The sequence below is a fragment of the Bacillus sp. FJAT-27225 genome (genome assembly GCF_001685025.1).
Taxonomy (GTDB): domain Bacteria; phylum Bacillota; class Bacilli; order Bacillales; family Cytobacillaceae; genus Bacillus_D.
This window is the reverse complement of record NZ_MAYU01000025.1, coordinates 208,432-230,193: the sequence shown is the minus strand read 5'-3', so window position 1 is coordinate 230,193 and position 21,762 is coordinate 208,432. Positions and strand designations below refer to the sequence as shown.

Below are 21,762 nucleotides of genomic sequence, written 5' to 3'. Positions count from 1 at the left end.
AACTTGGTTTCCTTGAAAAATAAAGCTACTTGAACCCATCATTGTTGCAGAAACAACACATTCCCCCTCCCAGCTCCTTTTCCAATGCTGACCCGAAATGCTTTACTTATTTCAAAAATAGTTTTACTATTATAATAATTGCATATTTGAAGACTACTAGGGGTGCCCTGTTTCGGGCTGAGAGAAAAACGCTAAGTTTTTTAACCCTTCGGACCTGATCTGGACAATACCAGCGTAGGAAAGTAGAGGATAAACATTTTCCGCTAACTTTAGCTATTTGGCCAGGTTCGTTTTTGAACCTGGCCTTTTTGTATTCCCTTTACTCCGGCCCGAAAGCTTCGTATTTGCAATCACACACTACTAAGGGGGAATCTCGATGCAAATCAAAAATCAAATTGTCCTAGTAACAGGCGCCAGCCGAGGTCTTGGAAAGGAGATTGCCAGATCTTTCGCACGCGAAGGAGCCAAGGTTATCATCAATTATTTCAGAAGCGGGGAACAGGCTGTTGCCCTTGAAACAGAGCTTGGAGACGGAGCAATTGCCATCCAGGCTGATGTCAGGAATGCCCAGCAAGTTTCTGCCTTATTTAAGAAAGCAAAGGAGCATTTCCACGCACCGATTACAACGGTTATCAACAATGCCCTTGTCTCTTTCAAGTTTGACCCAGTCAATAACAAGGACGCTTCAACGGTTCGGTGGGAAGATTACAATCAGCAATTGGAAGGGTCAATCTCCGGCGCTCTCAATACAGTACAGGCAGGGCTCGAGGATATGAAAAATATGAAGTTTGGCAGGATTATCAATATCGGTACCAACCTTGTCCAAAATCCGGTTGTTCCCTACCATGACTACAACACGAGCAAAGCTGCCCTGCTCGGTTTTACCCGTTCAATGGCCGCAGACCTTGGCCAGTACGGGATCACCGTTAACATGGTTTCCGGAGGATTATTGCAGACAACCGATGCAAGCTCAGCAACCTCGGAGGAAGTTTTTGGTTTGATAAAAGCGTCCACTCCCTTGAAAAAGGTGACAACGCCTGCTGAATTGGCCGACAGTGTACTATTTTTCGCATCGCCATGGTCCAGGGCTGTGACCGGCCAAAATATCATGGCCGATGGCGGACTCGTAATGTCTTAAGGAGGTGCCATTATTGAATACAACTGAATTAGGTTCAATGCTACATAAAGTTCGCCAAACAAATCCGCTTGTCCATAACATTACCAATGTGGTTGTAGCCAATTTTACCGCCAATGGCCTGCTGGCACTGGGCGCTTCCCCTGTCATGGCTTATGCCGCTGAAGAAGTTGCCGACATGGCAAAGGCAGCCGGCAGCCTCGTTTTGAATATTGGCACTCTGACTGCGCCCGTAGTCGAAGCAATGGTGGCAGCCGGGAAATCCGCCAATGAGCACGGAGTTCCAGTTATCCTGGACCCTGTTGGTGCCGGAGCAACCCCATATCGAACAGAAACAGCCAGGCAACTGGCAAACCAACTGCACCTCTCGATCATTCGGGGAAATGCAGCGGAAATCGCCAACCTAATTGGGGAACGTTGGGAAATTAAAGGAGTCGATTCTGCCATTTCGGATCGAAGCACCCGCGAGCTTGCTGTACTTGCTGCCCGTAAGTTAGAGACCGTCATCGCCATAACCGGCAAAGATGATGTTATTACCGACGGAGAGTCAACCTATGTTGCCAGTAACGGCCACCCCCTTCTTACAAAGGTGACCGGAGCTGGATGCCTGTTAACCTCTGTTATTGGGGCGTTTTCAGCCGTTGAAAAAAATGGCCTTATAGCTGCCGCTGCTGCTGCAGTTTGCTATGGAGCTGCAGCGGAAATGGCGGCAGAGAAAACCGAGCTCGAAGGTCCAGGCAGTTTTCAACGTGAATTCTTAAACCAGCTTTATAAGATTAGCGGTGATGACCTTGAACAAAGAGCCTCGTATCAACTTTTAAAGGAGGAATTCCACCAATGAGAAAAGTGTTAACGATAGCCGGTTCAGATAGCGGCGGCGGTGCAGGAATTCAGGCTGATATCAAAACATTTCAGGAACTCGGTGTGTATGGCATGTCTGTCCTGACAGCGGTAACCGCACAAAACACGCTCGGTGTCCAGGAGGTTTATCCAATGACTGTTGAGGCGGTTGCGGAGCAGATATGTTCAATTGGAGAAGATATCGGAACAGACGCACTTAAGACCGGGATGCTTTTTAATGCTGAAATTATTGAGGAAGTTTCAAGAAAAATATCCATGTACGAGTGGAAGAATGTTGTCGTCGATCCGGTAATGATTGCAAAAGGCGGCGCCTCCCTCCTTCAGCAGGAAGCTGTCTCAGCCTTGAAAAACTATCTGCTGCCACTTGCAGCTGTGGTAACACCCAATATTCCTGAAGCCGAGGTGCTGACTGAATTAACGATAAAAACGGAAGAAGATAAAATGGAAGCGGCTAAGCGGCTCCATGCCCTTGGTGCCCAATATGTGATTATTAAGGGCGGACATGATGAACATTCCACACAGGCGGTAGATCTTCTTTTTGACGGAAAAGAATTTTCTTATTTTGCCAGCGAGCGGATTGAGACAAAGAATACACACGGCACCGGCTGCACGTTTTCTGCGGCCATTACGGCTGGGCTTGCAAAAGGAAATTCAGTTAATGAGGCCGTTTCAGACGCTAAACGGTTTATCCAGGCGGCGATTGAGCATCCAATCCACATTGGCAATGGCCACGGGCCGACCAATCATTGGGCATACAATCAGCTCATTTTGACGGAAAGGAACTAAGCAGATGCAGAGAGTTGAGCCAGTAAATATGAAAGAATTACTTAAGGTTTATTTTATCGCAGGGAGAAACAATTGCCTGCAACAGCCTGAGAAGGTTCTTATAGAAGCGATTAAAGGCGGCATTACACTGTTTCAGTTCCGTGAAAAAGGTAAAGGTGCCCTTGAAGGAAAAGATAAAACGGATTTTGCTAGAAGGCTGTTATCTATTTGCAGAGCGCATGGGATTCCGTTTATCGTGAACGATGATGTTAATCTTGCACTTTCGATTGATGCCGACGGCGTCCATATTGGCCAGGATGACGGCAGCGCCGAGGAAGTGCGGAGTAGGATTGGCGACAAGATATTGGGAGTATCCGCTCACAGCGAAGAGGAAGTCCGGCATGCGATTGAATCAGGTGCTGATTACGTTGGCATTGGACCGATTTTTTCGACTAAAACAAAAGAAGACGCAAACCCTGCCCGCGGTACCCCCTTGATTAAGGAACTCCGCCTAAAGGGATATGCCATTCCGATTGTAGGAATAGGCGGAATAACAAGCGTAAATGCAAGGTCTGTCATCGAAGCAGGAGCGGATGGCGTTTCAGTTATCACAGCTATCAGCCGGGCGGAAAACCCTGAAGAAGCTGCCCGCGAACTAAAAAATACAGTTTTGTTACGAGGGGGAACTACTATATGAAACAAACACAGAAGCTTACATTAACTGCGATGTTTATTGCCTTAGGCACACTAACGAGCCACCTTTTCTATATCCCGCTAGGCATTGTGAAGGCATTCCCTATCCAGCATGTTATGAATGTGCTGTCTGCTGTTTTGCTTGGCCCCTATTATGCGGTCGCGCAGGCCCTTGGTGTGTCGCTTCTGAGGAACATGATGGGAACCGGCTCTGTGTTTGCTTTCCCGGGAAGCATGCTTGGCGCCTTGCTGGCAGCTTATTTTTATAAAAAAACAAGAAGTGTCGGGATGGCATTTTCAGGTGAGGTTATTGGTACTGGGATACTCGGTGCTTTCGCATCCTACCCAATTGCGCTTCTATTCATCGGCAAGGAAGCCACCTTGTTCGGCTTCATGCCTGCGTTCATAACCAGTTCATTTGTTGGAGCAGCAATTGGCTTTGCGGTATTGAAGGTGATCGAGCGCACCCGGGTAACGAAAGGGCTTGAGCTTTGAAGTTAGTAAAAACCAGGGTGCGGCTAATTTCCCGCACCCTGGTTTTTATCCTTTTACAGGCGTTGAAAGCAGTTTTACTGCCTCTTGTACAGCCCAGCTTTGATGTTCATGAAAAAGGCAGTTGATCGCTTCTGTTGGCCCCATCCAGACGAGGGTATGGTCATCCTCGAGTGGGTCATAACTTCGCGCACCTGGCTCACAAAAGTAAAAATAACCGTCGCTTAAATAATAAATATGATCCAAGGTTGAAACAAAATAGCGCTGTGCACGGCCGATAAAGGCACCGATCTCACTTTCAAGGCCAATCTCCTCAATGTTCTCCCTCTTCAGGCACTCCTCATGCGTTTCTTGCCCCTCCAATCCGCCGCCCGGAAGGAAATACTTTCCCCCGCATTCGATAATTCCGATTTCCTTTTTCTCGTTAAACATAACTCCGTACACAGCAGGCCTGTGAACGTATTGCTTCCCCTCAACTTTTTCCCCGAAAATCCGCACTCTCCGCTCCCCCTTTTGTTAAAAAAACTGGTATTCGCCAGTCTTATCGGCGAATAGCATAGTTTTTTTATGCGTTGGGAAAGTTTAGATCCATACTTTCCCATTCACAAAAAACAGCGGATGTACCGCTGCCTTTGCTCAATCTATTATATTTTACCATTTTCCGCTTTATCAATCAGTTGGAACAGGAAGCGATACACAAGGCTAAATGCCTCGCCTATCGACATGGTTTCAAAAAAATCATTCAGTTTGTTTACACAGAAATTAAAATTCCAGATTCCTTCGTTGCTATCGAACATCAGTCCATAATCAAGCTTGTCAAAACCAAACTCTTCTTCCAGGAGTTTCCTGAGCTGCTCGCCATATTTCTTTTGCAGCTTAAGCCCACAAAGGGCAGAGTAATAGCCGAACAAGTCGTCCAACTCGAGGGAAACCGCATCAACTCCAATCAGGTCGAACCAATCAGATTCCATGTACAAAAACTCGTTCTTATTTTCCTTGAGATAAGTCAGCGGATGATCCAGCAATCCCGGTCCGGCCTCGTCAATCAACTGCTCGGATTCTTTGTCGCTCCGTTCAATGTAGGCATCCTTGAAGCGCTCCCTTGCATCCCGTTCCACAATCATTCCAGCTTGAACCATCGCATGTTTTTCTGCAAATTCTTTTTCTTCTTTAAAAAGTGCCTGGGCGTCATTTGCTTTAAGAAACTCTTCAAAATTGTATTTCAGCATATTTTTTTCCTCCGAATCATAGTTTTGATTCTCTCTACTTGGTTATACCATTAATGAAGTGGTTTACAAACTTTCCGGGTGGTTTTCTTCAAACAATTAGTGGCGTGTAAATTTGTCGAAAATGTGAAAATCTCGGATATCCAGCGTTTTTCTCGGATATATTCAAATTTTCTCGGATATATTTTATTTTTCTCGGATATATTCAGATTTTCTCGGATATATGTAAAAAAGCATGTACAACCTTGTATTTTTCCAATAAACTCATATTGTTTACGGGCTGTTTTGGTAAAACTATTCATGCCCGGCATGGATTGGATTCTTGCCCAAGCTATGGTAAAGTAAGTGAAGTAAAGAAAGCGAGTGATTGTAATGATTAATATTGAACTTCCCTCTCCGGATGTGGTTCTAACAAGAAAGAACCAACTTGGACAGCCTGTCGAAGCCGTGATTAGCAGTACGTACGGATTTACCGACTATCATCGGATTCCGCGCGACAAAGGCGGCATAATCCTTTTTTACGATGCGAATGATGACTTGATGTTCGTCGGAAAAGCCAGGAAGCTGCGCCCCCGGGTAAAACGCCATTTTGAAGATAACGTATCTCCTATCAAAGACCATCGTGATGAAGTCAAAAAGATAGCGGTTCTGGTCGTGGATGACCCGATGGATCGGGAAATATACGAAACTTATGCCATCAATACATTGAAGGCAAAATACAATATCGACAAAGTGTTTTACAAATAAATAACTACGAAAAAAACGCTCAGATTAACATTTGAGCGTTTTTTCGTGTCTTTATAAAAGCTTCTTTTTCCTGCTGCTCCTATACACGCTGTACGTTATACCCAGTGACATCCCTAACGCGACCGAAAAAGCGGTGCCTACATGTAAGCTGGATTTAAAAAGAGCATTAACAATAAGGTTTAACGTGAAGAATAACAGTAGATAAAGGAAGAACTTATGGATATAAGGTTTCATCGTACCTCCCCCCCCCATCTAGTAAAAAGATTTCGATATTGGCCGATTTTTATGAAGGTTCTCTACTAGGCAGAATGTCTACCTTTACTTAACACATTTCATTATAACAGCAAAAAAATAAAACGGCCCAACTCTTTCTTAACTTGGACCGATTCGTGACTTTGCAAAAAAATTGCAGCACAACGTTATTGAAAGAAACTTTTATCAGGCACGATGACCTGCCTGCTGGACAGGACACTCTATTTGTTATTGCAAAGGAAAACAATCCCCGTCACCGGTTTGGCGATGGAGAACGTCCCCTATTGCATTTCAAGGTATTTTTTCAGTGTTTCCTGGAGTGTGCCTTTTGTTTCGGCTTTGTCGGCAAAGGTAATGCCGGCATGGATCATTTTTCTGACAAGGTCTGGCCTCAGTCCGGTGATGACGCCTTTGCAGCCCATCATGGAAACCCCGCTGAGCACTTTCTGGAAGTGGTCCATGACATCCATTTCCATTGTTGCGATCCCCGACAAGTCAATAATCAATGTCTGTACCTTTTGGTTGGCGATTTCAATGAGTGTTTTTTCCTCAATTGTCTGCATTCGGTATGAATCAATCAGGCCAATAAGCGGGAGGACGGATACGCTCGGACTGACCGGAATGATTGGAACTGATAGATGCTCGACTAGTTTGCGCTGGGTATTAAGAAGTTCATCTTTGAAAGTCGAATAACTAAGGAAGAAAGTATTCAGAAATTGATCAATTTTATCATTGGTTCGTCTTTCAAGAGTAAAAAAATCTTCCTTTTTCACTAGACTATCATTTTTTTGGTCAAAAAGATAAATATAATTCCAAACCGTGCGGCGGATTGCTTGAACCCATTCCAGTTTGAACGAAAGAGTAAGTGCGTGTTCTGCCCAAATTTGCCCTTCTTGCTCGGCAAATTGAATTAGCTCTTCTTCCTTCTCCTCCAATACATAGCCGACGAGCAGCTCTGCATTCTTCAGGAGATCAATGTTTCCTTTTTGAAGTATCTCTTGGATCTTTGGTGCAACATCCACTGCTTCGGAAAGGAGCTTTTCTTTAAATTCTTGCCGATTATCTGTTATGAAATCTGAGATTTGAATCCCAAGATTAATAGTAGATTCCATTCTATAAATTCCCCTTTTTTATCATTTCTTTATTTTACTCTATCTGTGAAGTGTTAAAAGTATATCACTCAGAAGCTTCAAATTAAAAATAATAAACTTATTTTCAGTTCCCAACGTATCTATAGCCCTATTCCAACACTTCTAAACCTATTTAGTAAGACTTTATGACTAGGACGGAAAAATAATTTTTACTTCCTATTTTTCCAACTATTTCTTATTATTAAAATAGTACATATTTTTGGAGGGAATGTGCCATGAATCGACTTACTGACCATTTATTTGTCTTTTCTTTCGATTGTCTGTCGGCTCTGGATGTTCCTTACCTGAGAGACTTGCCAAACTTCAGTGCTTTTATCGAAAAAAGCTCCTATTGTACGTCTGTCGAAACGATTTATCCATCCGTGACCTATCCATGCCATACGACAATCGTGACCGGTAACTTCCCGAACAGGCATAGGATTGTCAACAACAAGCGGGTTCAGCCCGGACGACCTTCCCCCGATTGGTATTGGCACCGCCGCCATATCCAGGGAACTACTTTGTACGACGAAGCAAAAAAAGCAGGGATGACGACTGCTGCCCTGTTATGGCCTGTGACAGCAAAAGCTGCGATTGATTACAATCTTCCGGAAATTTTTCCTAACAGGCCTTGGCATCATCAAATTCCAGTGTCCCTCATGAATGGAACACCTCTTTTTCAAATTGAATTGAACAGCAAGTTCGGCCATCTACGCCGCGGAATCAGCCAGCCGTATCTTGATGATTTCGTTCTTGAATCAACGGTACATACGATTTTAACAAAAAAACCTGGATTGCTGCTTGCCCATTTTGTCGATTTGGATTCGATGCGGCATGATCACGGATTTTCGTCAAGCGAGGCATATGACGCTCTCAGGCGCCATGACAAGAGGCTGGGCAGACTGCTGTCTGCAATTCGTGAGGCCGGCCTTGAAGATAATTCGACGGTTGTCCTATTGGGTGATCATAGTCAGCTTGACGAGTCTAAAGTAATTAAGCCTAACGTATTATTTAGGGAACATGGCCTGATCAAGCTTAATGTGAGCGGTAAAGTGGCCGACTGGAAAGCGTTTTGCAACAGCTGTGATGGCTCGGCGTACATTTATGTCAAAGACGAAAATGATGAAGAAACGAAACAGACTGTCCTTACCCTTTTACAGGAAAAAGGCAAAGGAATTGAAGAAATCATTACCGGACCCGAAGCTGCGTTAAGAGGCGCGGATGGCAATGCCCTCTATATGATTGAAGCTGAGCGGGGCTATTACTTCGAGGAGGCAATTGAAGGTGACTACCTGGAGGCCGTGACAAAGGAAACAGCCCGCGAGAAAAACTACACATTCGCATGCCATGGATACTCCCCTACTAAGAACGATTACGAGACGGTATTTTTCGCAGCCGGAAGAGGGATTCGGCCAGGAGTTAAAATTCCATCGATGAGGCTTGTTGATGAAGGGCCGACACTTGCGAGGCTGATCGGTGTTGATCTCGGGGATACCGATGGCCATGTTATTGAAGAATTACTAATCCAGGAACTTAGTAATACGAAAATCAGTAATTGAAGTCACGAAAAACCTTTATCAAAATTTCTCCACAAGCCTAAAAGGTTGTCACAAACAAATTAGGGGGTACGTTCATGAAAGGTTTTACAAAGGAAGAAAGCAGCTGGATCCGCTACGACTGGGCAAGTTCGGCCTACTCAATCATTATCTCGACCGCCGTATTTCCGTTGTTTTACAAGGCATCTGCAACGGATGCCGGGCTAAGTGGCGCAGACTCGACTGCTTATCTTGGCTATACTATTGCGATTGCGACATTTATATTAGCTATGATCGCGCCGATTCTCGGGACAGTTGCGGACTATAGGGGTTTGAAAAAGAAGTTCTTTACGATGTTTTTTATTCTTGGGATTACAGCAACCGCTGCGCTCGCGTTCATCCCCAGCGGCAATTGGATGGCGCTGCTAATCTGCTACACACTTGCTGTCCTCGGTTCAACGGGGACGAATGTATTTTACGATGCATTCATTGTTGACGTAACCACGGATGAACGGCTTGACGAGGTCTCAGCCCGCGGTTATGGGATGGGCTATATCGGCTCGACGATTCCATTCATTCTGTCAATTGCCATCATCATTACCGCCCAACAAGGCATTCTCCCTATTTCAGTAACTATTGCGAGTAAAATCGCTTTTCTGATTACAGCACTTTGGTGGGGGCTATGGGCAATCCCAATGTTCAAAAATGTCCATCAAAAACATTATCTTGAGCGCGAACCACAGATTATATTAAACAGCTTCAGGCGCCTTGGGAAGACTTTTAAAGAAATTAAGAAATACCGGGCATTATTTCTCTTTCTTTTAGCTTATTTCTTTTATATTGACGGCGTCGGAACCATCATTACAATGTCAACCGCCTATGGGACAGACCTTGGGCTAACCTCAACTACGTTACTGATTGTCCTGTTCGTTACCCAAGTGGTTGCCTGGCCGTTTGCAATTCTGTTTGGAAAACTGTCTGCCAAATATACGGGCAAGAAAATGCTCTATGTCGGTATCTCTGTCTATATTATCGTTTGTATCTATGCTTATTTTCTTGAGACAGCTACAGACTTTTGGATTCTGGCAATGCTTGTTGCTACCTCACAAGGAGGTATCCAGGCACTAAGCCGATCTTATTTTGCAAAGCTTGTGCCGAAAGCGAATGTGAATGAATTTTTCGGATTCTATAATATTTTCGGCAAATTCGCTTCTATCATGGGTCCGCTATTGGTCGGGGCAACTGCGCAGATTACTGGCAATTCAAGTATGGGTGTCTTCAGCCTTGTTGTACTCTTCATTGTCGGAATGATTATTCTGGCTTTTGTGCCTGAGCCAAAAGTTGAAGGGCATGCCTCACGGATTGCTTAAAAACAAAGTGTAAGTTCCTTGTTGATAGCTGTATCAAACTAGAAAGAAGAATTATCGACAGTTGTGAATCTTAAATCTCGTTAGGAAACAAAAATCCACTCTGGAAATCCCAGAGTGGATTTTTAATGAGCTTTTTTCAATGCCTGTTTTACATTGGCATAAATCTCGAAAGTCGAAATTGAAAGTCCGCTTTGGACAACCATTTTCGCCAATTCCGGACGGAGGCCAGTCACGATTGTCCTAATGCCGAGAAGCTTAAAAACACTGCCAATCTCATGCAGTGAGTGGGCAATGTGGTCATCGATATTTTTTATGCCGGAAAAATCAATGATTACACGTTTGATTTCCATAGCGGAGACACGCGGAATCACTCTTTCCAGGATATACTTCACCCTGTACTGATTCATTTCCCCTATTAAAGGAATCACTGCCATATCATCCAAAAGCGGGACAATCGGTGCAGATAACTCTGCCATTTCCATTTCGGCTCCTGCTTTATATTCCTCGGTTAACCGCTCGAAGGCCGAAACTGTTTCATTCATACTTACATCCATAAGTTTATTAATCCATTTAATTAGGTGGGTTGTTTCCTCACGTGAAAGGTCGAACTTCCCGCCAATCGCGGTCAATAGATCCGCGAATACTTCCCTCGTTGGCGAGTACCGGACGATAATTTCCGATATGCTCCCCCCTGCTTCTGCCTGCGCTTCCGCATTTCGTTTGCTCCAGGATACAAGAGCTTCAGGCACCTCTTCTTCGTCACCAGTCAACAGTGCTCCACTCAAATAACCCAATAATTCCTCATACATTTTAATTGCCTGTTTTATTTCCCATTCGGGTAAAGTTGTATCAAACCTCTGTACAACACTTTCCACTATCTGCTTGGCTAACTGCTTTGCATGTTGTCCCAGATAGGAGGATATTTCTGACATGGAACTCATCGCTTGCCTCTCACTTTCAAAAGTATTTCGGTTTTATATTTTCATATTATTTAAGTTTAGTCTGTTGTGGGCATGTTTGCAATATTTTCGTCCCTGCTGATTGGTTTTGCTTATTCTGACTACATCTTGTCGTAATGGAAACCCAAACAGCTTTTGAAGGCAAGGAAATCAAGATTTTGCAGCCATCCCAGGGAGCTCTCTTTGTGCGGTACAAAATGCGGACGTGTGGCAAAGTTACGTTACCATGACAAAATAAAAATAAGCAGAGTTCTTCCCAAGTGGAAGGCTCTGCATTTTGTGGTTGAGTCAATCTAACGCCATGATTATGTCCAGTCCTGTTGCTTTGTCCCTTATAACGTCGCTATACTCCCTGAAAACAAGAGTAATACCAGAAACGTCGTCAGGAAGCGGGGGCGCAACAATAAAGGTGTATGTATAATGCCCGGCTGAGCCTGATGCCCGTTCTTGCCTGCAATCATACTGTTCACTAATAGACAACTCATACGTTTTATGTTGGTTTTTCATTCGCAGCTGCGATTTTTCTTCGGGCTCATACCAATCAATGTGAAGTTTTACTATGCTGGCATTCTCATATTGGCTGATAGCCGTAATTGAATAGATCTTATCATGGATTGCAGCAGATTTTAGTACAGACAGATGCTTTCGAAATCCTGCTGGTTCTATTCTCGGTTTGAAAAACTCCTCGTATCTCATTGCCTCAAACAAATTCCGCAAAAAGTCTTCATATAATCCGTACTTTACGGCCCAGTTTGAGATGATCTCATCCGGAGGAAAGCCAGGATTGTCGCTTGACTGCTCTTTACGCTGTTTTAAAAGTTGGCAAATTTGCTCGTCAATCTCGAAAATTTGATTGTCATAATGGGAAGACGAACGACGGTTTTCTCTCACTTGCTCACCTTCTTTCTTCTATTCCAATTTATTTAAATGCCGCTGTCGTATTTATACCGTTCGCCCAAAGAATCCGCTCATCGATTTTCATATGCAATCGATAAACATAGGGAGTGAACCCTCTCTTCGGAAGGAAGTTTGAAATCGGAAGATTAGCGATTCACCAATCTGTTTCACATCCTCAACCTCCTTCACAAAACCGACAGTGACTTATCGGCAAGACGAATTGGCCCTTTTAAATAGTCAGGTGCACTTGGATCATTTAAAATTTCCTCGGTTGTGAGCCAAAGAATCTCGCTAACCTCATCCGGGCTTTTGATATGAGCTTTTCCTTCCAGGACTTCACACCGGAAGATTATATTTATCACCTGTGTTCCTGAACCGGTACTAAACCTGGAGCTATTTATAAATTGAGGATTGGCTATTTCAATCCCGACCTCTTCAAAAATTTCGCGTTTTAGCGTTATTTCAAGGATGTCATTAGATGGTTCTCCCACATCCACCTTCCCTCCAACGAGAGAAAGCATTCCCCCGGCATGCTCTTCTTTTTCGCTCCTTCTGATAACAAGCCACTTGCCATCTTTCTGGATAGCACCTTCGACATTTACAATGAACATTGGACCTCTCCTTTATGTACCTCTATCGCAGGCGTATTTTTGGTTATACGATTTAGCCTTCTGTTCGTTTCTGCATCAATTTTATAATCTGGTCTTTCGGGCTCCAGCAGTTAAACTTATAAGTTGGTTTTGTTTCATATCCCAGCCGGCTGCAAAAATAGTTCATTCCGCCAGTAGTCTTTTCGGCTTTGAAATGCTGGCATGTTGCACAGCAGTGAAAATCTTTTCCACTCGAAATCAATTTTTCTATCACCCTTATAAAAAAGTCTCTATGAATGTTCATGCGTAAGTTCAATAGCTCTTTATGCGTATTCTCCGACTTTTTACCAAGCCAAATGTTTTAGGTCAATAATAAAACCACATCTTGAGTGCTGTCGATTATTTATTCTCCGAAACTTCTCAATATCCTCTTTTGTTGTTTGTTATCCAATTATACAGAAAGGTACCTTAGACACTAAGATAAGTAACTTTGTCCTTGAAAGTTTACATGCTGTATTTACTATTTAAGTCTATAAGTGACTTTGTGCGGAAAATCCGAACGCTAAAGTCACTGAGGAACCGCTATAAGTGACTTTGTGTGGAAATTTCGAATGCTAAAGTCATTAAGAAAGGCTATAAGTGACTTTGCACTCAAAGATTGAATGCTAAAGTCACTTAGCCTCACAGGAATCCGTAAGTCCTCTTATGCTCAATCATATCTAAGAACCCATTACCTGCCCTCCATTAACATGAAGCGTTTGTCCTGTTACAAACCTGGAATCATCTGAGGCCAGGTAAACAAAGGTCGGCGCAATTTCGAACGGTTGGCCCTGGCGCTGCATCGGGTTGCCTGCGAGCGGAACCTGGTCAGCGGAAAAGCTGGCAGGAATCAACGGTGTCCAAAATCTGCCCGGGGCGACCGCATTGACTCGTATTCCCTGCTTGACCAGATTGTTTGCGAGTGCACGGGTGAAGCCGACGTTGGCAGCCTTGGTGGCTGTGTAGTCGATCAGCTGCTCATTTCCGTAAAAGGCAACAACGGATGCTGTATTAATGATTGAGCTTCCGGGTTTTAAATGGGGAAGCGCCGCCCTGGTTACATAGAAATGGGAGTAGATATTCACTTTGAATGTATCATCGAATTGCTCATCAGTTATGTCAAGCAGGCTGAGCTGTTGGAATTGAATGCCGACATGATTGCAAAGCACATCGAGCGTGCCGAATTCCTCGACAGTCCGCTCGACAATATGGATGCATTGCTGTTTGTCCCGCAGATCGCCTGGCAAAAGCAGGCATCGCTGACCTAGTTCCTCAATGCGCCTCCTTGTTCTGTTGGCGTCCTCATGTTCATCAAGATAGGCGATTGCAACATCTGCACCTTCCTTTGCAAACGCGATGGCCACTGCTGCGCCCATACCGCTATCTCCCCCGGTAATTAAAGCAGCCTTCCCTTTCAGCTTGCCTGTTCCTTTGTAATTGGGGTTTTCAATGATTGGTCTTGGATCCATCAGCCTTTCAACACCTGGCTGCCGTTCCTGGCGCTGTTCAGGGACGGTAATTGGAACATCCTCATATTTCGTGATTTTCCCGTAGTGGGGATACATCGGATACCGAGGTTCGTTTTGATTATGCTGTCTCTTATCTGTCATGCCGTACCTCCTTCAAAGCCTATTGCCGGTTTAGCCCATTCGGAATAGTGTATGTGGGCGTCGGTATGTTGTGCCGAAACGGAGAGCGTAGGCCGGGCACTTTTTTTCCAAAAAACGTATATGCTGGAGAGATGAAATATGTTGGAGGGATATGTGATGGCGAATTATAAGAATGCGGAGGTCAGATTTCTCATAATGGATGAGGCGGACGGGAAACAGCCGATATACTATGGAAATAATAGTGTGCGGTTTGAGCAGCCGGTTATTGGGCCGCGGCCCCCCTTTTATACGAATGTCCGCTATGAGCAGGAATATCCGGTTATTTAGGAGAGCATGCAGCAGGGCCCTCCTGATTACAGGACGGCCCTGTCAATTTACATAAGGCTGCGGAGATAAGGAATCTTCCTCCAGACAAAAATACTAAATAAAAAGCTGAGGAGGATTCCAAAAATCGCGGTTAACAGGAATTTGACAACCGTGACAACCGCGAGCCCGGTGACCATGTATTGGAGAAAAACGACGATTGGGACATGAACGAAATAAACGACAAAAGCATTATCGGCAAGCAGCTTCGTAAGCTTGTTGGTTCCGCTGAAGTGATTGCGGAACAAGATTACTAGCCCAATAATCAGCGATGTGCATAGCATGGTTTCAACGAATGATTTTGCAAGATTGCCCAGGTTCGCCCCGCCTTTTGTAAAAAAGGAAATAACCCCTTCATTGCTAAAATAAAAAAACGCAACTATCGCCATTCCGATTGAGAGCCATACATATCCTGTTGCTGAGCTAAAGTTTTCAAGCCATTTCTTGCGTGAAGCGAGTATTCCAAGCGTAAAAAAGCTGGCGTATTGCGGAAGGTGTGCATATTCGGTCTGGATGATGCCCAGTGCACCTTCCCATCGGTCAATTGGATACTCGATGCGGATTAAGAACGTTGCGGTAGTCAGCACGCCAATGAACAGAATGATTTGATAGGTTTTAAGAATTGCCGGCTCATTGTTTTCATTCCATGGAAAAAAGTGCGTCCAGGCAGCGAGGATGACTGCATAAACGAGCAGATGCTCAAGGAACCAGAGATGACCGAATTGCATATCGGGCCAGGATGGACCGGTCCAACCAGCTGGCTGCTCGCCCAATCCAAAGAAAATTTGCCGATAGTATTCAAAGAAAGACGGGGTTCCGTAGACTCGGAAGTTTATATAATACAAATACATGAGTATCGGTATCATAAGCAAAAAGCCAGGAATGAGCGGGATGCCAATCCGCTTAAATCGCTCTTTGAGAAATGTCATTTGTCCCCTGCGTTCAAGCGACTTTGGCAGAAAATAGGCTGACAGGAAAAAGAACATGCTCATAAAGAAGGATGCATTGACAGCGAAAAAACGCCCGAGCCATTGGACGGATTCCCCCTCCTGGAAGTACCACCAGCCCCCCGGCCCATACGCTTGCCCAGCATGGTGAGCCACAACCAGCATACAGATGGCAATTTTTAAATTATCGATATAATAAAGACGTTTGTGCTGCTGTATCAACCGCGTTACCCCCTAATGTGAAAATTCTCCCAGAAATTATCGTACCACAGACCTGGTAAACTAGGAAAATTTTACTAAAGGGGAATTAAAAGAAACCATTTTGACTCAAATTCAGTGACTCTTTTGATAAATGCCCATAGTATTTAGCCTTGAGGCTCCTGTTCCGGATTTTCCATATAAAAAACTTCCCAAAGGTGGCCGTCCACATCCTGGAAACTAGAGCTGTACATGAAGCCATGGTCCTGCGGGTCATTTGAAAATTGCCCTCCAGCATCCAGTGCCTTTTTTACAATTTCATCAACCTCTTCTCTGCTTCCGGCTGTTAGTGCGAGAATAACTTCAGTTGTCCTTTTTGGATCAGCGATTTCCTTTTTGGTGAAGCTTTGAAAGAATTTTTCTACGAGCAGCATCGCATATATATTCTCGCCGATTATCATACATGTCGCATTTTCGTCCGTGAATCGCGAATCAAACTCGAAGCCGATTTTTTTGAAAAACTCAATTGACCTGTCCAAATCCTTCACCGGTAAATTAACAAACAGACCGCCTGCTTTAAACGCCATACCAATCATCCTCCGTTTCATAGTTGGGTTTCCTTTATATAGTTTCTGCAGTTAGAACTATATTCCTTTTAAATAGCATTTAAATAATATAATAGTAATAAATATCTTTTCTGGACTTTGCCAGGACTTGTTGTACTATAGAGAAGAATGAGATCTGGATTTATCTTTTTTGTTTTTTAGGAGGAAAATGTTATGAAAAAGCTGCTGGTCATACTGGTTGGCCTATTTTTGCTTGCTCTTGCAGGCTGTGGCAAGTCTAATGAAAACAATGCGTCGAACGGCAATAAAAACTCCCCGCCACAAATGGTTGAAGTCATGTTCAACATTCCTGAAAAAGTTGAACAAAACAAGGAAGCTGAATTAAAGGTACATGTTACGCAAGGTGACGAAAATGTCGAGGATGCCAATGAGGTGAAGTTCGAAATAAGGAAGCAAGGCGCATCCGAGAACGAAATGATTGAAGCTGAGCATAAAGGTGAAGGCATCTATTCGATAAGAAAAATCTTTTCCGAACCTGGGAAATATGACATCATCAGCCATGTGACTGCCCGGGAGATGCATACGATGCCGAAAGTGACGATTGACGTCGCTGCGGATCCTGAAGCGAAAGATTCAGGCAATGCTGAATCTAAAGAAAGTGCGGATGTCCACCATGCGCACGGAGTCCAAATGGAGTTCTCTGCTAGTCCCCTTCAGGCAGGCAAAGAAAATTTGCTGAAGGTTACTCTTGTGAACGAAGGCAAACCCCTCACCGATGCGGCCGTTCGATTTGAGGTTTGGAAGGACGGCGCTGAAAAGCACGAATTCCTAGATGCTAGTGGTTTAACCGATGGGGCATACGAAACCCGCTATACCTTTAGCGAGCCAGGGACGTACCATGTACAAATCCATGTTGAAAAAGGCGACATTCATGATCACAAGGAAGAAGAAATCACTGTAGAGTAAATTGAGAGACTGTCCCAGAAGGGCGTTAAATATCGCCTCTATTGGGGCAGCTTTTATTTTTGTACTTTTTTATATGGAACGAATTTCATCGCTTTCTGTTGTACAGTTCCTTCTTGTTTATCATTATCAGGCCCTCCGCAATTTAATCTCCTATATGAATGACATCTTGGCACCTCCGCAACCACGAGTTTTCATTCATCGGCTTTATGATTGACATCTTGGTCCCTCTGCACCCCCGAGTTGTGATTCATCGGCTTTATGAATAGCAGTTTGGCACCTTCGCACCCCTGAGTTGTCATTCAACTAGCACTTGTACGATTACCCAAACTAACAGGAAATTGTTATCATAGCTGAATATATAAAGAAGGCATTCCATTTTGAATCAGCCTCTTATTAAATTCCTTTTTCCAAGCTTTGAAAAAGGAGTATTTGCGATTAAGGGCGAATACTAATAATGAGGTGATTATTATGATAGTTGTAACAACGGAAAAAATAGAAGGATACCGGGTGAAAGAAGTAAAAGGTCCTTGTTTCGGGCTGATTGTCCGGAGCAGAGGCTTGGGCGGAGATATCATGGCAGGACTTAAAGGCCTTGTTGGCGGTGAAATCAAGCAATATACATCCATGCTCGAAGATTCGAGGAAGGAAGCAATGGACAGGATGATCCGGAATGCAACTGAAATGGGCGCGAACGCAATCATTATGATGAGGTTCGATTCAGGTGAAATCGGCCAGAACATGAGCGAAATTGTTGCCTATGGAACCGCTGCGGTTGTGGAGAAGGTCTAAATGGAGTTTGTTGCTGGATTTTATCTTTTACAAATCCTGGCTGTAATTGTTCTGATTTTACTCGGTTATTTTATTTATGATAAGCGATATAAAAGCAACAATTCTTCCCAGGTGCCGCCGGGTTTCAATCCTACGGATGAAGTTAACATTGATCCGGTTACTGGTGAAAAAACGAGGGTTTATTTTAACCCGGAGACCGGCGAACGGTATTACAGGAAGATGCCCAAATAGCGCTAGAAAAAGGACTGTTCTCAGTCCTTTTTTATTTTGGAATTATACATTTTCCACAAGGAATGTGGAAGACTAAGCCAAAAAGGAGGCTTACTATGTCCTCCTGACCTTATTTCGCTTCAAAAAACACCCATTTTGATTCACTCAGTTCTTCTGCGGCCAGTGGTGCGTTCGTGACGGGCGGATAAAGTGACCCAAATATGACTGCCAGTCAGATTTTGATGTCTCGTTACATAAATTGGTCGAGGTAACAGGATGAACAGAAATATTATATGGAAAAGAGGCAAAATTAATGAGTAAAAAAGAGAAAAGACAAGAACATTTGAATGCCGAGCTCGGCGGAATGGGTCTATACGGGACAACCTCGAATATACCTGTTGCTGGCTACGAGGCTACCGGTGATATCGAAAATGCCGGAGATGTTTCAAAACTTAAGAAGGAAGAAGGACATATGGGAGCAACCTCCTCCCTCTCCGGCCACCACCAGCAGGATTAAAAATTGGCTGCCTTTAATGGGCAGCCAATTTTTTGTGACAAGAGTCTGTTCTAAAAACTCTGACTCTATTTTTATTTGTAAATTAATGGTATTATTGTATATAGGTAAATACCAATCTGCTGCAGGCATTTTAATATTTTGTAGAATTGTCAAACCTTGAAGATGATTTTTGGTGAAAATTAAAACGGATTATTATGCTGGTCCTTATGATGATTCAGCATCGACTCAACATATGCCCTCTCTGACGGGTTCACATGTTTTTGATTTTCATGAGGGTCTGTTACAATTCCTTTTTTCTTATACATATAATCAACGAAAACCCCAAACCCAATCAACGCAAGTGCACCAACACCCAACAATGCCATTATATTCATTCATTTCACCCCTTACGGAATTTCGGCCGGTTTTCACCTTGGACAGTTTTATCCAATTTTCTACTGTTTTTAGTAAAATTCCATTCATTTGAACAGGTAAACGAAATCCGTCCCTATTAGTTATATTTTATCATATTTTTCCAAATTTGTATAGGAGAAGGGAAGTCGTTAGATGAGGTCAAATTTTATTGTTTTGGGTTGTGTCCTTGCCGGGCTGTACGTGTGGTACTATTATGGCCAGTTTAATACGCCGGATGACCGGATAGATATTCAGGCAAATTTGAGTGAGTGGCTAAGCAGAGGTTCGTCCAGTGTGGAGCTGAAAGTGGCTGATTTTATTCGACTTGATGACTCGGATGCATATATCGCATTGTTTCAGCTGGAAAATGGCGGGATAGGATATGCTCAACTTTCGAAGGGATGGAATGGCAGATATAAGATTGAGCGGAGTGGGCATGGGAGCAACCTCGTATCCTATGAAAAGATTGAAACAAATAAGGGTGTATATGGGTTAATCGTAGGAAAGAATCCAGCAGGCAGATTGGCTTCGATTAAAGCCCAATTATATTACAGCGACTTTGCCTTTACTTCGGATGTTTCCGAGGAATATATGTTTGTGAAATACAAAAAGGTTCCAAAGGATACAGTGGCCTTTCCTGCCGATTTGTTTTTTTATGACCAGAACGGAAAATCAATCGACTATGGAGAACTTGAAAGCTAAACAAACAGAGTACTTCCCAAAAAAACCGGAAGTACTCCTTTTCATATTTCCGTTACCATTATATCAGTCTATTCCGTGTGCTTTCCTTTCACATACTTCAGCACTTTCTTTAAGAATTCCTCTTCGCTGATACTACCCTGAAGCCGTGACCTGACAAGCTTCCTATGTTCATCCGTAATAATGAAACCATCAATCGCCAAAGAGGCTTCTGCCCTTTTCATGGCCCGGTCAATCCGTTCCTCTTCAGTCAACAATTCACACCTACTCTTGGTTATTTTTTATTTTTGCCAACCTAATAAAATTTTCATCGCGCTCGCGTATTTTATCCCCGACGGATACGTTGTCATACTTGTAAATTCCTTCTCCCGTCTTCGTGCCAAGTTTTCCTTGCGCATACAGTTCTTCAATGACTGCAGGTGCACCCTTGCTGTCGTCGAGGACAGGGGCCAGGTTTTCAACAACTCGCTTCCACGTATCAAGACCACCAAAATCCGCTGTTTCGATCGGGCCAATAAATGCCCAGCGGAAACCAGGGCCGGCTGTAATGACTGTGTCGATGTCACGCGCGTCAGCCACTCCTTCTTTTAAAAGATAGAACGCTTCCCTGACAATCGCTGCCTGCAGCCGGTTTGCAATAAATCCGGGAACATCCTTATTAAGGACGACTGGCGTTTTCCCAATATTCGTCATCAGATCCTTCGTAAGTTGGACCGTTTCCTCAGATACATTGTCGTGTTTCACGATTTCAACAAGCGGAACTAGCTGGGCTGGATTGAAGAAGTGGGTAATCAGCATCCGTTCAGGCGTTGAAGCTTTCTCAATCAGCCTTGAAATTGGAAAAGTTGACGTGTTCGAAGCAATAATTGCTTCCGGTTTGGCGAACTTCTCCAGGTTGCTGAACAGTTCCCACTTCAGCTCGATGATTTCAGGGATTGCTTCAGTGATAAAATCGGCATCCCTTACAGCCTCCTCTAAATCCGTTGTCGGGTTAATCCGTTCAAGGGCGGCTGACTTTTCCTGATCTGTAATCACATTTTCCTGAATCAACAGGGACAAGTTAGCCTTAACGAGTTCCATTGCCTTTTGCAAAAACTCCTCTTTGATGTCATACATTTTGACTGGGTATCCTGCGAGTGCATAAACTTGGGCAATTCCGTGCCCCATTACTCCTGATCCTATAACAGTTACATTTTTAATCACACAGAAACCTCCTCGATGAATAGACAAATTGGTACAAGAAAATGTTCCCCTCATTTAAATTCGACCTAACTGGAAAAAACCCTTCGGAAAACAAAACCAATTGTAACTTTTTCAAAAACATCTCGTTTATTAAAGTAAAGGACATTTACGAGGAGTGGTCTGCATGGAGAAGAAAGGCTGCATTAAATGTGGGAGAAGAGAAACAGGCACTAAAGATGTAGCAATGACTGGGACAGGACTATCAAAAATGTTCGACATTCAGCACAATACATTTACTGTTGTTTTTTGTAAAAACTGCGGGTACTCAGAGTTTTATAACAAACGCAGCAGCAATGCTTCAAATATTATTGACTTATTCTTTGGAGGATAGTGCCTCCTTTTAATTCTTGACGACCCTGTGGGCATAAAAATAGAGTGCGCGGTCGTTAATAGAGGTTCTTGACGACTCTATGGCTATTAAAATGGGTGCACGGTCGTTAATAGAGGTTCTTGACGACCCTGTGGCAATAAAATGGGGTGCACGGGCGTCAATAAAGGTTCTTGACGACTCTTTGTTATTAAATTGGAGTCTACAGTCGTTAATGGACTCTCAATGACCCTATGGGTAAAA

28 protein-coding genes and 1 riboswitch are annotated in these 21,762 nt (G+C 43.7%); of the genes, 15 read left to right on the top strand and 13 right to left on the bottom strand.

The features are described from left to right. Positions 1-148 precede the first annotated feature (148 nt). A riboswitch (TPP riboswitch) is annotated at positions 149-258 on the top strand. Positions 259-376: 118 nt separating this feature from the next. The 5 genes from A8F94_RS23650 to thiW are packed head-to-tail and all read left to right on the top strand — an operon-like array spanning position 377 to position 3,949. Beyond that, positions 377-1,138, top strand: coding sequence for a 3-oxoacyl-ACP reductase (locus tag A8F94_RS23650; RefSeq protein WP_066206688.1), 762 nt, complete (start codon positions 377-379; stop codon positions 1,136-1,138). A 13-nt stretch (positions 1,139-1,151) separates the two neighbouring features. Next, positions 1,152-1,976, top strand: coding sequence for a hydroxyethylthiazole kinase (gene thiM, locus A8F94_RS23645; protein WP_066206685.1), 825 nt, complete (start codon positions 1,152-1,154; stop codon positions 1,974-1,976). Next, positions 1,973-2,782 carry a bifunctional hydroxymethylpyrimidine kinase/phosphomethylpyrimidine kinase gene (gene thiD, locus A8F94_RS23640; RefSeq protein WP_066206682.1) on the top strand — a complete coding sequence of 270 codons (810 nt, stop codon included), beginning with the start codon at positions 1,973-1,975 and terminating at the stop codon, positions 2,780-2,782. The genes thiM and thiD overlap by 4 nt, the downstream gene beginning before the upstream one ends. A 4-nt stretch (positions 2,783-2,786) precedes the next feature. Then, on the top strand, positions 2,787-3,458 hold the full coding sequence (gene thiE, locus A8F94_RS23635; RefSeq protein WP_066206679.1) for a thiamine phosphate synthase: 672 nt from the start codon (positions 2,787-2,789) through the stop codon (positions 3,456-3,458). Further along, complete coding sequence (thiW, locus tag A8F94_RS23630; RefSeq protein ID WP_066206677.1) at positions 3,455-3,949, top strand: energy coupling factor transporter S component ThiW; 495 nt, start codon at positions 3,455-3,457, stop codon at positions 3,947-3,949. Before thiE ends, thiW begins: the two co-directional genes overlap by 4 nt. A gap of 45 nt (positions 3,950-3,994) precedes the next feature. Here the strand turns inward: thiW and A8F94_RS23625 are convergent, their stop codons facing one another. After that, the gene (locus A8F94_RS23625) at positions 3,995-4,444 is read right to left on the bottom strand and encodes an NUDIX hydrolase (RefSeq protein ID WP_066206674.1); all 450 of its coding nucleotides are present in this window, start codon (positions 4,442-4,444) and stop codon (positions 3,995-3,997) included. A 146-nt stretch (positions 4,445-4,590) separates the two neighbouring features. Further along, on the bottom strand, positions 4,591-5,175 hold the full coding sequence (locus A8F94_RS23620; protein WP_066206670.1) for a hypothetical protein: 585 nt from the start codon (positions 5,173-5,175) through the stop codon (positions 4,591-4,593). 369 nt (positions 5,176-5,544) lie between these two features. On the opposite strand from A8F94_RS23620, the gene A8F94_RS23615 reads away from it, so the two are divergent. After that, entirely contained in the window at positions 5,545-5,919 is a 375-nt protein-coding gene (locus tag A8F94_RS23615) for a nucleotide excision repair endonuclease (protein WP_066206666.1), read from the top strand. 533 nt (positions 5,920-6,452) lie between these two features. Here the strand turns inward: A8F94_RS23615 and A8F94_RS23605 are convergent. Further along, a complete protein-coding gene (locus A8F94_RS23605; RefSeq protein ID WP_066206660.1) occupies positions 6,453-7,283 on the bottom strand; it encodes an STAS domain-containing protein in 831 nt (276 codons plus the stop codon). Between the two features lie 254 nt (positions 7,284-7,537). Here A8F94_RS23605 and A8F94_RS23600 point away from each other — a divergent pair, with 254 nt between their 5' ends. Both A8F94_RS23600 and A8F94_RS23595 read left to right on the top strand, forming a co-directional pair. Next, the gene (locus A8F94_RS23600; protein WP_066206657.1) at positions 7,538-8,860 is read left to right on the top strand and encodes an alkaline phosphatase family protein; all 1,323 of its coding nucleotides are present in this window, start codon (positions 7,538-7,540) and stop codon (positions 8,858-8,860) included. Positions 8,861-8,934: 74 nt separating this feature from the next. Further along, the gene (locus A8F94_RS23595; RefSeq protein WP_066206654.1) at positions 8,935-10,206 is read left to right on the top strand and encodes an MFS transporter; all 1,272 of its coding nucleotides are present in this window, start codon (positions 8,935-8,937) and stop codon (positions 10,204-10,206) included. A 122-nt stretch (positions 10,207-10,328) separates the two neighbouring features. Here A8F94_RS23595 and A8F94_RS23590 read toward each other — a convergent pair whose 3' ends face one another. The 5 genes from A8F94_RS23590 to A8F94_RS23570 form a co-directional block, all read right to left on the bottom strand. After that, positions 10,329-11,147, bottom strand: a complete 819-nt coding sequence (locus A8F94_RS23590) for an STAS domain-containing protein (RefSeq protein ID WP_066206651.1) — start codon at positions 11,145-11,147, stop codon at positions 10,329-10,331. Positions 11,148-11,453: 306 nt separating this feature from the next. Continuing rightward, positions 11,454-12,056, bottom strand: a complete 603-nt coding sequence (locus tag A8F94_RS23585; RefSeq protein WP_066206648.1) for a hypothetical protein — start codon at positions 12,054-12,056, stop codon at positions 11,454-11,456. A gap of 191 nt (positions 12,057-12,247) precedes the next feature. Continuing rightward, the gene (locus tag A8F94_RS23580) at positions 12,248-12,673 is read right to left on the bottom strand and encodes an NUDIX hydrolase (protein WP_066206646.1); all 426 of its coding nucleotides are present in this window, start codon (positions 12,671-12,673) and stop codon (positions 12,248-12,250) included. Positions 12,674-12,725: 52 nt separating this feature from the next. Next, the gene (locus tag A8F94_RS26280; RefSeq protein ID WP_139070174.1) at positions 12,726-12,911 is read right to left on the bottom strand and encodes a hypothetical protein; all 186 of its coding nucleotides are present in this window, start codon (positions 12,909-12,911) and stop codon (positions 12,726-12,728) included. 460 nt (positions 12,912-13,371) lie between these two features. Further along, the gene (locus tag A8F94_RS23570; RefSeq protein WP_066206641.1) at positions 13,372-14,301 is read right to left on the bottom strand and encodes an SDR family oxidoreductase; all 930 of its coding nucleotides are present in this window, start codon (positions 14,299-14,301) and stop codon (positions 13,372-13,374) included. 156 nt (positions 14,302-14,457) lie between these two features. On the opposite strand from A8F94_RS23570, the gene A8F94_RS25995 reads away from it, so the two are divergent. After that, positions 14,458-14,628, top strand: a complete 171-nt coding sequence (locus tag A8F94_RS25995; protein WP_175384506.1) for a hypothetical protein — start codon at positions 14,458-14,460, stop codon at positions 14,626-14,628. Positions 14,629-14,675: 47 nt separating this feature from the next. Here the strand turns inward: A8F94_RS25995 and A8F94_RS23565 are convergent, their stop codons facing one another. Beyond that, positions 14,676-15,833: an acyltransferase family protein gene (locus tag A8F94_RS23565; RefSeq protein ID WP_066206638.1), complete on the bottom strand. Its 1,158-nt coding sequence runs from the start codon at positions 15,831-15,833 to the stop codon at positions 14,676-14,678. 143 nt (positions 15,834-15,976) lie between these two features. Continuing rightward, positions 15,977-16,396: a VOC family protein gene (locus A8F94_RS23560; RefSeq protein WP_066206981.1), complete on the bottom strand. Its 420-nt coding sequence runs from the start codon at positions 16,394-16,396 to the stop codon at positions 15,977-15,979. A 192-nt stretch (positions 16,397-16,588) separates the two neighbouring features. Here A8F94_RS23560 and A8F94_RS23555 point away from each other — a divergent pair, with 192 nt between their 5' ends. From A8F94_RS23555 to A8F94_RS23540, 4 genes are all read left to right on the top strand, one after another. Beyond that, on the top strand, positions 16,589-17,341 hold the full coding sequence (locus A8F94_RS23555; RefSeq protein ID WP_066206635.1) for a FixH family protein: 753 nt from the start codon (positions 16,589-16,591) through the stop codon (positions 17,339-17,341). A 468-nt stretch (positions 17,342-17,809) separates the two neighbouring features. Continuing rightward, complete coding sequence (locus A8F94_RS23550) at positions 17,810-18,130, top strand: YbjQ family protein (RefSeq protein WP_066206632.1); 321 nt, start codon at positions 17,810-17,812, stop codon at positions 18,128-18,130. Further along, the gene (locus tag A8F94_RS23545; protein WP_066206627.1) at positions 18,131-18,361 is read left to right on the top strand and encodes a hypothetical protein; all 231 of its coding nucleotides are present in this window, start codon (positions 18,131-18,133) and stop codon (positions 18,359-18,361) included. 292 nt (positions 18,362-18,653) lie between these two features. Then, positions 18,654-18,857 carry a hypothetical protein gene (locus A8F94_RS23540; protein WP_066206625.1) on the top strand — a complete coding sequence of 68 codons (204 nt, stop codon included), beginning with the start codon at positions 18,654-18,656 and terminating at the stop codon, positions 18,855-18,857. 179 nt (positions 18,858-19,036) lie between these two features. Here A8F94_RS23540 and A8F94_RS23535 read toward each other — a convergent pair whose 3' ends face one another. Next, positions 19,037-19,231, bottom strand: a complete 195-nt coding sequence (locus A8F94_RS23535) for a hypothetical protein (protein ID WP_066206622.1) — start codon at positions 19,229-19,231, stop codon at positions 19,037-19,039. Positions 19,232-19,403: 172 nt separating this feature from the next. On the opposite strand from A8F94_RS23535, the gene A8F94_RS23530 reads away from it, so the two are divergent. Further along, positions 19,404-19,952, top strand: a complete 549-nt coding sequence (locus tag A8F94_RS23530; protein WP_066206619.1) for a hypothetical protein — start codon at positions 19,404-19,406, stop codon at positions 19,950-19,952. 68 nt (positions 19,953-20,020) lie between these two features. Here A8F94_RS23530 and A8F94_RS23525 read toward each other — a convergent pair whose 3' ends face one another. Then, entirely contained in the window at positions 20,021-20,203 is a 183-nt protein-coding gene (locus tag A8F94_RS23525; RefSeq protein ID WP_066206616.1) for an antitoxin VbhA family protein, read from the bottom strand. Between the two features lie 10 nt (positions 20,204-20,213). After that, on the bottom strand, positions 20,214-21,152 hold the full coding sequence (locus A8F94_RS23520) for a 3-hydroxyacyl-CoA dehydrogenase family protein (RefSeq protein WP_066206613.1): 939 nt from the start codon (positions 21,150-21,152) through the stop codon (positions 20,214-20,216). Between the two features lie 163 nt (positions 21,153-21,315). Between A8F94_RS23520 and A8F94_RS23515 the strand changes: the two genes are divergently transcribed. Continuing rightward, entirely contained in the window at positions 21,316-21,522 is a 207-nt protein-coding gene (locus A8F94_RS23515) for a zinc ribbon domain-containing protein (RefSeq protein WP_066206610.1), read from the top strand. Positions 21,523-21,762: the final 240 nt, after the last annotated feature.

Bases quoted from the DNA above. Each gene is read 5' to 3' on its own strand.
- A8F94_RS23590 (WP_066206651.1), bottom strand. From the start codon at position 11,147: ATGAGTTCCATGTCAGAAATATCCTCCTATCTGGGACAACATGCAAAG.
- thiE (WP_066206679.1), top strand. From the start codon at position 2,787: ATGCAGAGAGTTGAGCCAGTAAATATGAAAGAATTACTTAAGGTTTAT.
- A8F94_RS25995 (WP_175384506.1), top strand. From the start codon at position 14,458: ATGGCGAATTATAAGAATGCGGAGGTCAGATTTCTCATAATGGATGAG.
- A8F94_RS23560 (WP_066206981.1), bottom strand. From the start codon at position 16,396: ATGGCGTTTAAAGCAGGCGGTCTGTTTGTTAATTTACCGGTGAAGGAT.
- A8F94_RS23615 (WP_066206666.1), top strand. From the start codon at position 5,545: ATGATTAATATTGAACTTCCCTCTCCGGATGTGGTTCTAACAAGAAAG.
- A8F94_RS23535 (WP_066206622.1), bottom strand. From the start codon at position 19,231: ATGAATATAATGGCATTGTTGGGTGTTGGTGCACTTGCGTTGATTGGG.
- A8F94_RS23605 (WP_066206660.1), bottom strand. From the start codon at position 7,283: ATGGAATCTACTATTAATCTTGGGATTCAAATCTCAGATTTCATAACA.
- A8F94_RS23600 (WP_066206657.1), top strand. From the start codon at position 7,538: ATGAATCGACTTACTGACCATTTATTTGTCTTTTCTTTCGATTGTCTG.
- A8F94_RS23515 (WP_066206610.1), top strand. From the start codon at position 21,316: ATGGAGAAGAAAGGCTGCATTAAATGTGGGAGAAGAGAAACAGGCACT.
- A8F94_RS23620 (WP_066206670.1), bottom strand. From the start codon at position 5,175: ATGCTGAAATACAATTTTGAAGAGTTTCTTAAAGCAAATGACGCCCAG.
- thiW (WP_066206677.1), top strand. From the start codon at position 3,455: ATGAAACAAACACAGAAGCTTACATTAACTGCGATGTTTATTGCCTTA.
- A8F94_RS23545 (WP_066206627.1), top strand. From the start codon at position 18,131: ATGGAGTTTGTTGCTGGATTTTATCTTTTACAAATCCTGGCTGTAATT.
- A8F94_RS23540 (WP_066206625.1), top strand. From the start codon at position 18,654: ATGAGTAAAAAAGAGAAAAGACAAGAACATTTGAATGCCGAGCTCGGC.
- A8F94_RS23595 (WP_066206654.1), top strand. From the start codon at position 8,935: ATGAAAGGTTTTACAAAGGAAGAAAGCAGCTGGATCCGCTACGACTGG.
- A8F94_RS23650 (WP_066206688.1), top strand. From the start codon at position 377: ATGCAAATCAAAAATCAAATTGTCCTAGTAACAGGCGCCAGCCGAGGT.
- thiD (WP_066206682.1), top strand. From the start codon at position 1,973: ATGAGAAAAGTGTTAACGATAGCCGGTTCAGATAGCGGCGGCGGTGCA.
- A8F94_RS23570 (WP_066206641.1), bottom strand. From the start codon at position 14,301: ATGACAGATAAGAGACAGCATAATCAAAACGAACCTCGGTATCCGATG.
- A8F94_RS23580 (WP_066206646.1), bottom strand. From the start codon at position 12,673: ATGTTCATTGTAAATGTCGAAGGTGCTATCCAGAAAGATGGCAAGTGG.
- A8F94_RS23550 (WP_066206632.1), top strand. From the start codon at position 17,810: ATGATAGTTGTAACAACGGAAAAAATAGAAGGATACCGGGTGAAAGAA.
- A8F94_RS23530 (WP_066206619.1), top strand. From the start codon at position 19,404: ATGAGGTCAAATTTTATTGTTTTGGGTTGTGTCCTTGCCGGGCTGTAC.
- A8F94_RS23555 (WP_066206635.1), top strand. From the start codon at position 16,589: ATGAAAAAGCTGCTGGTCATACTGGTTGGCCTATTTTTGCTTGCTCTT.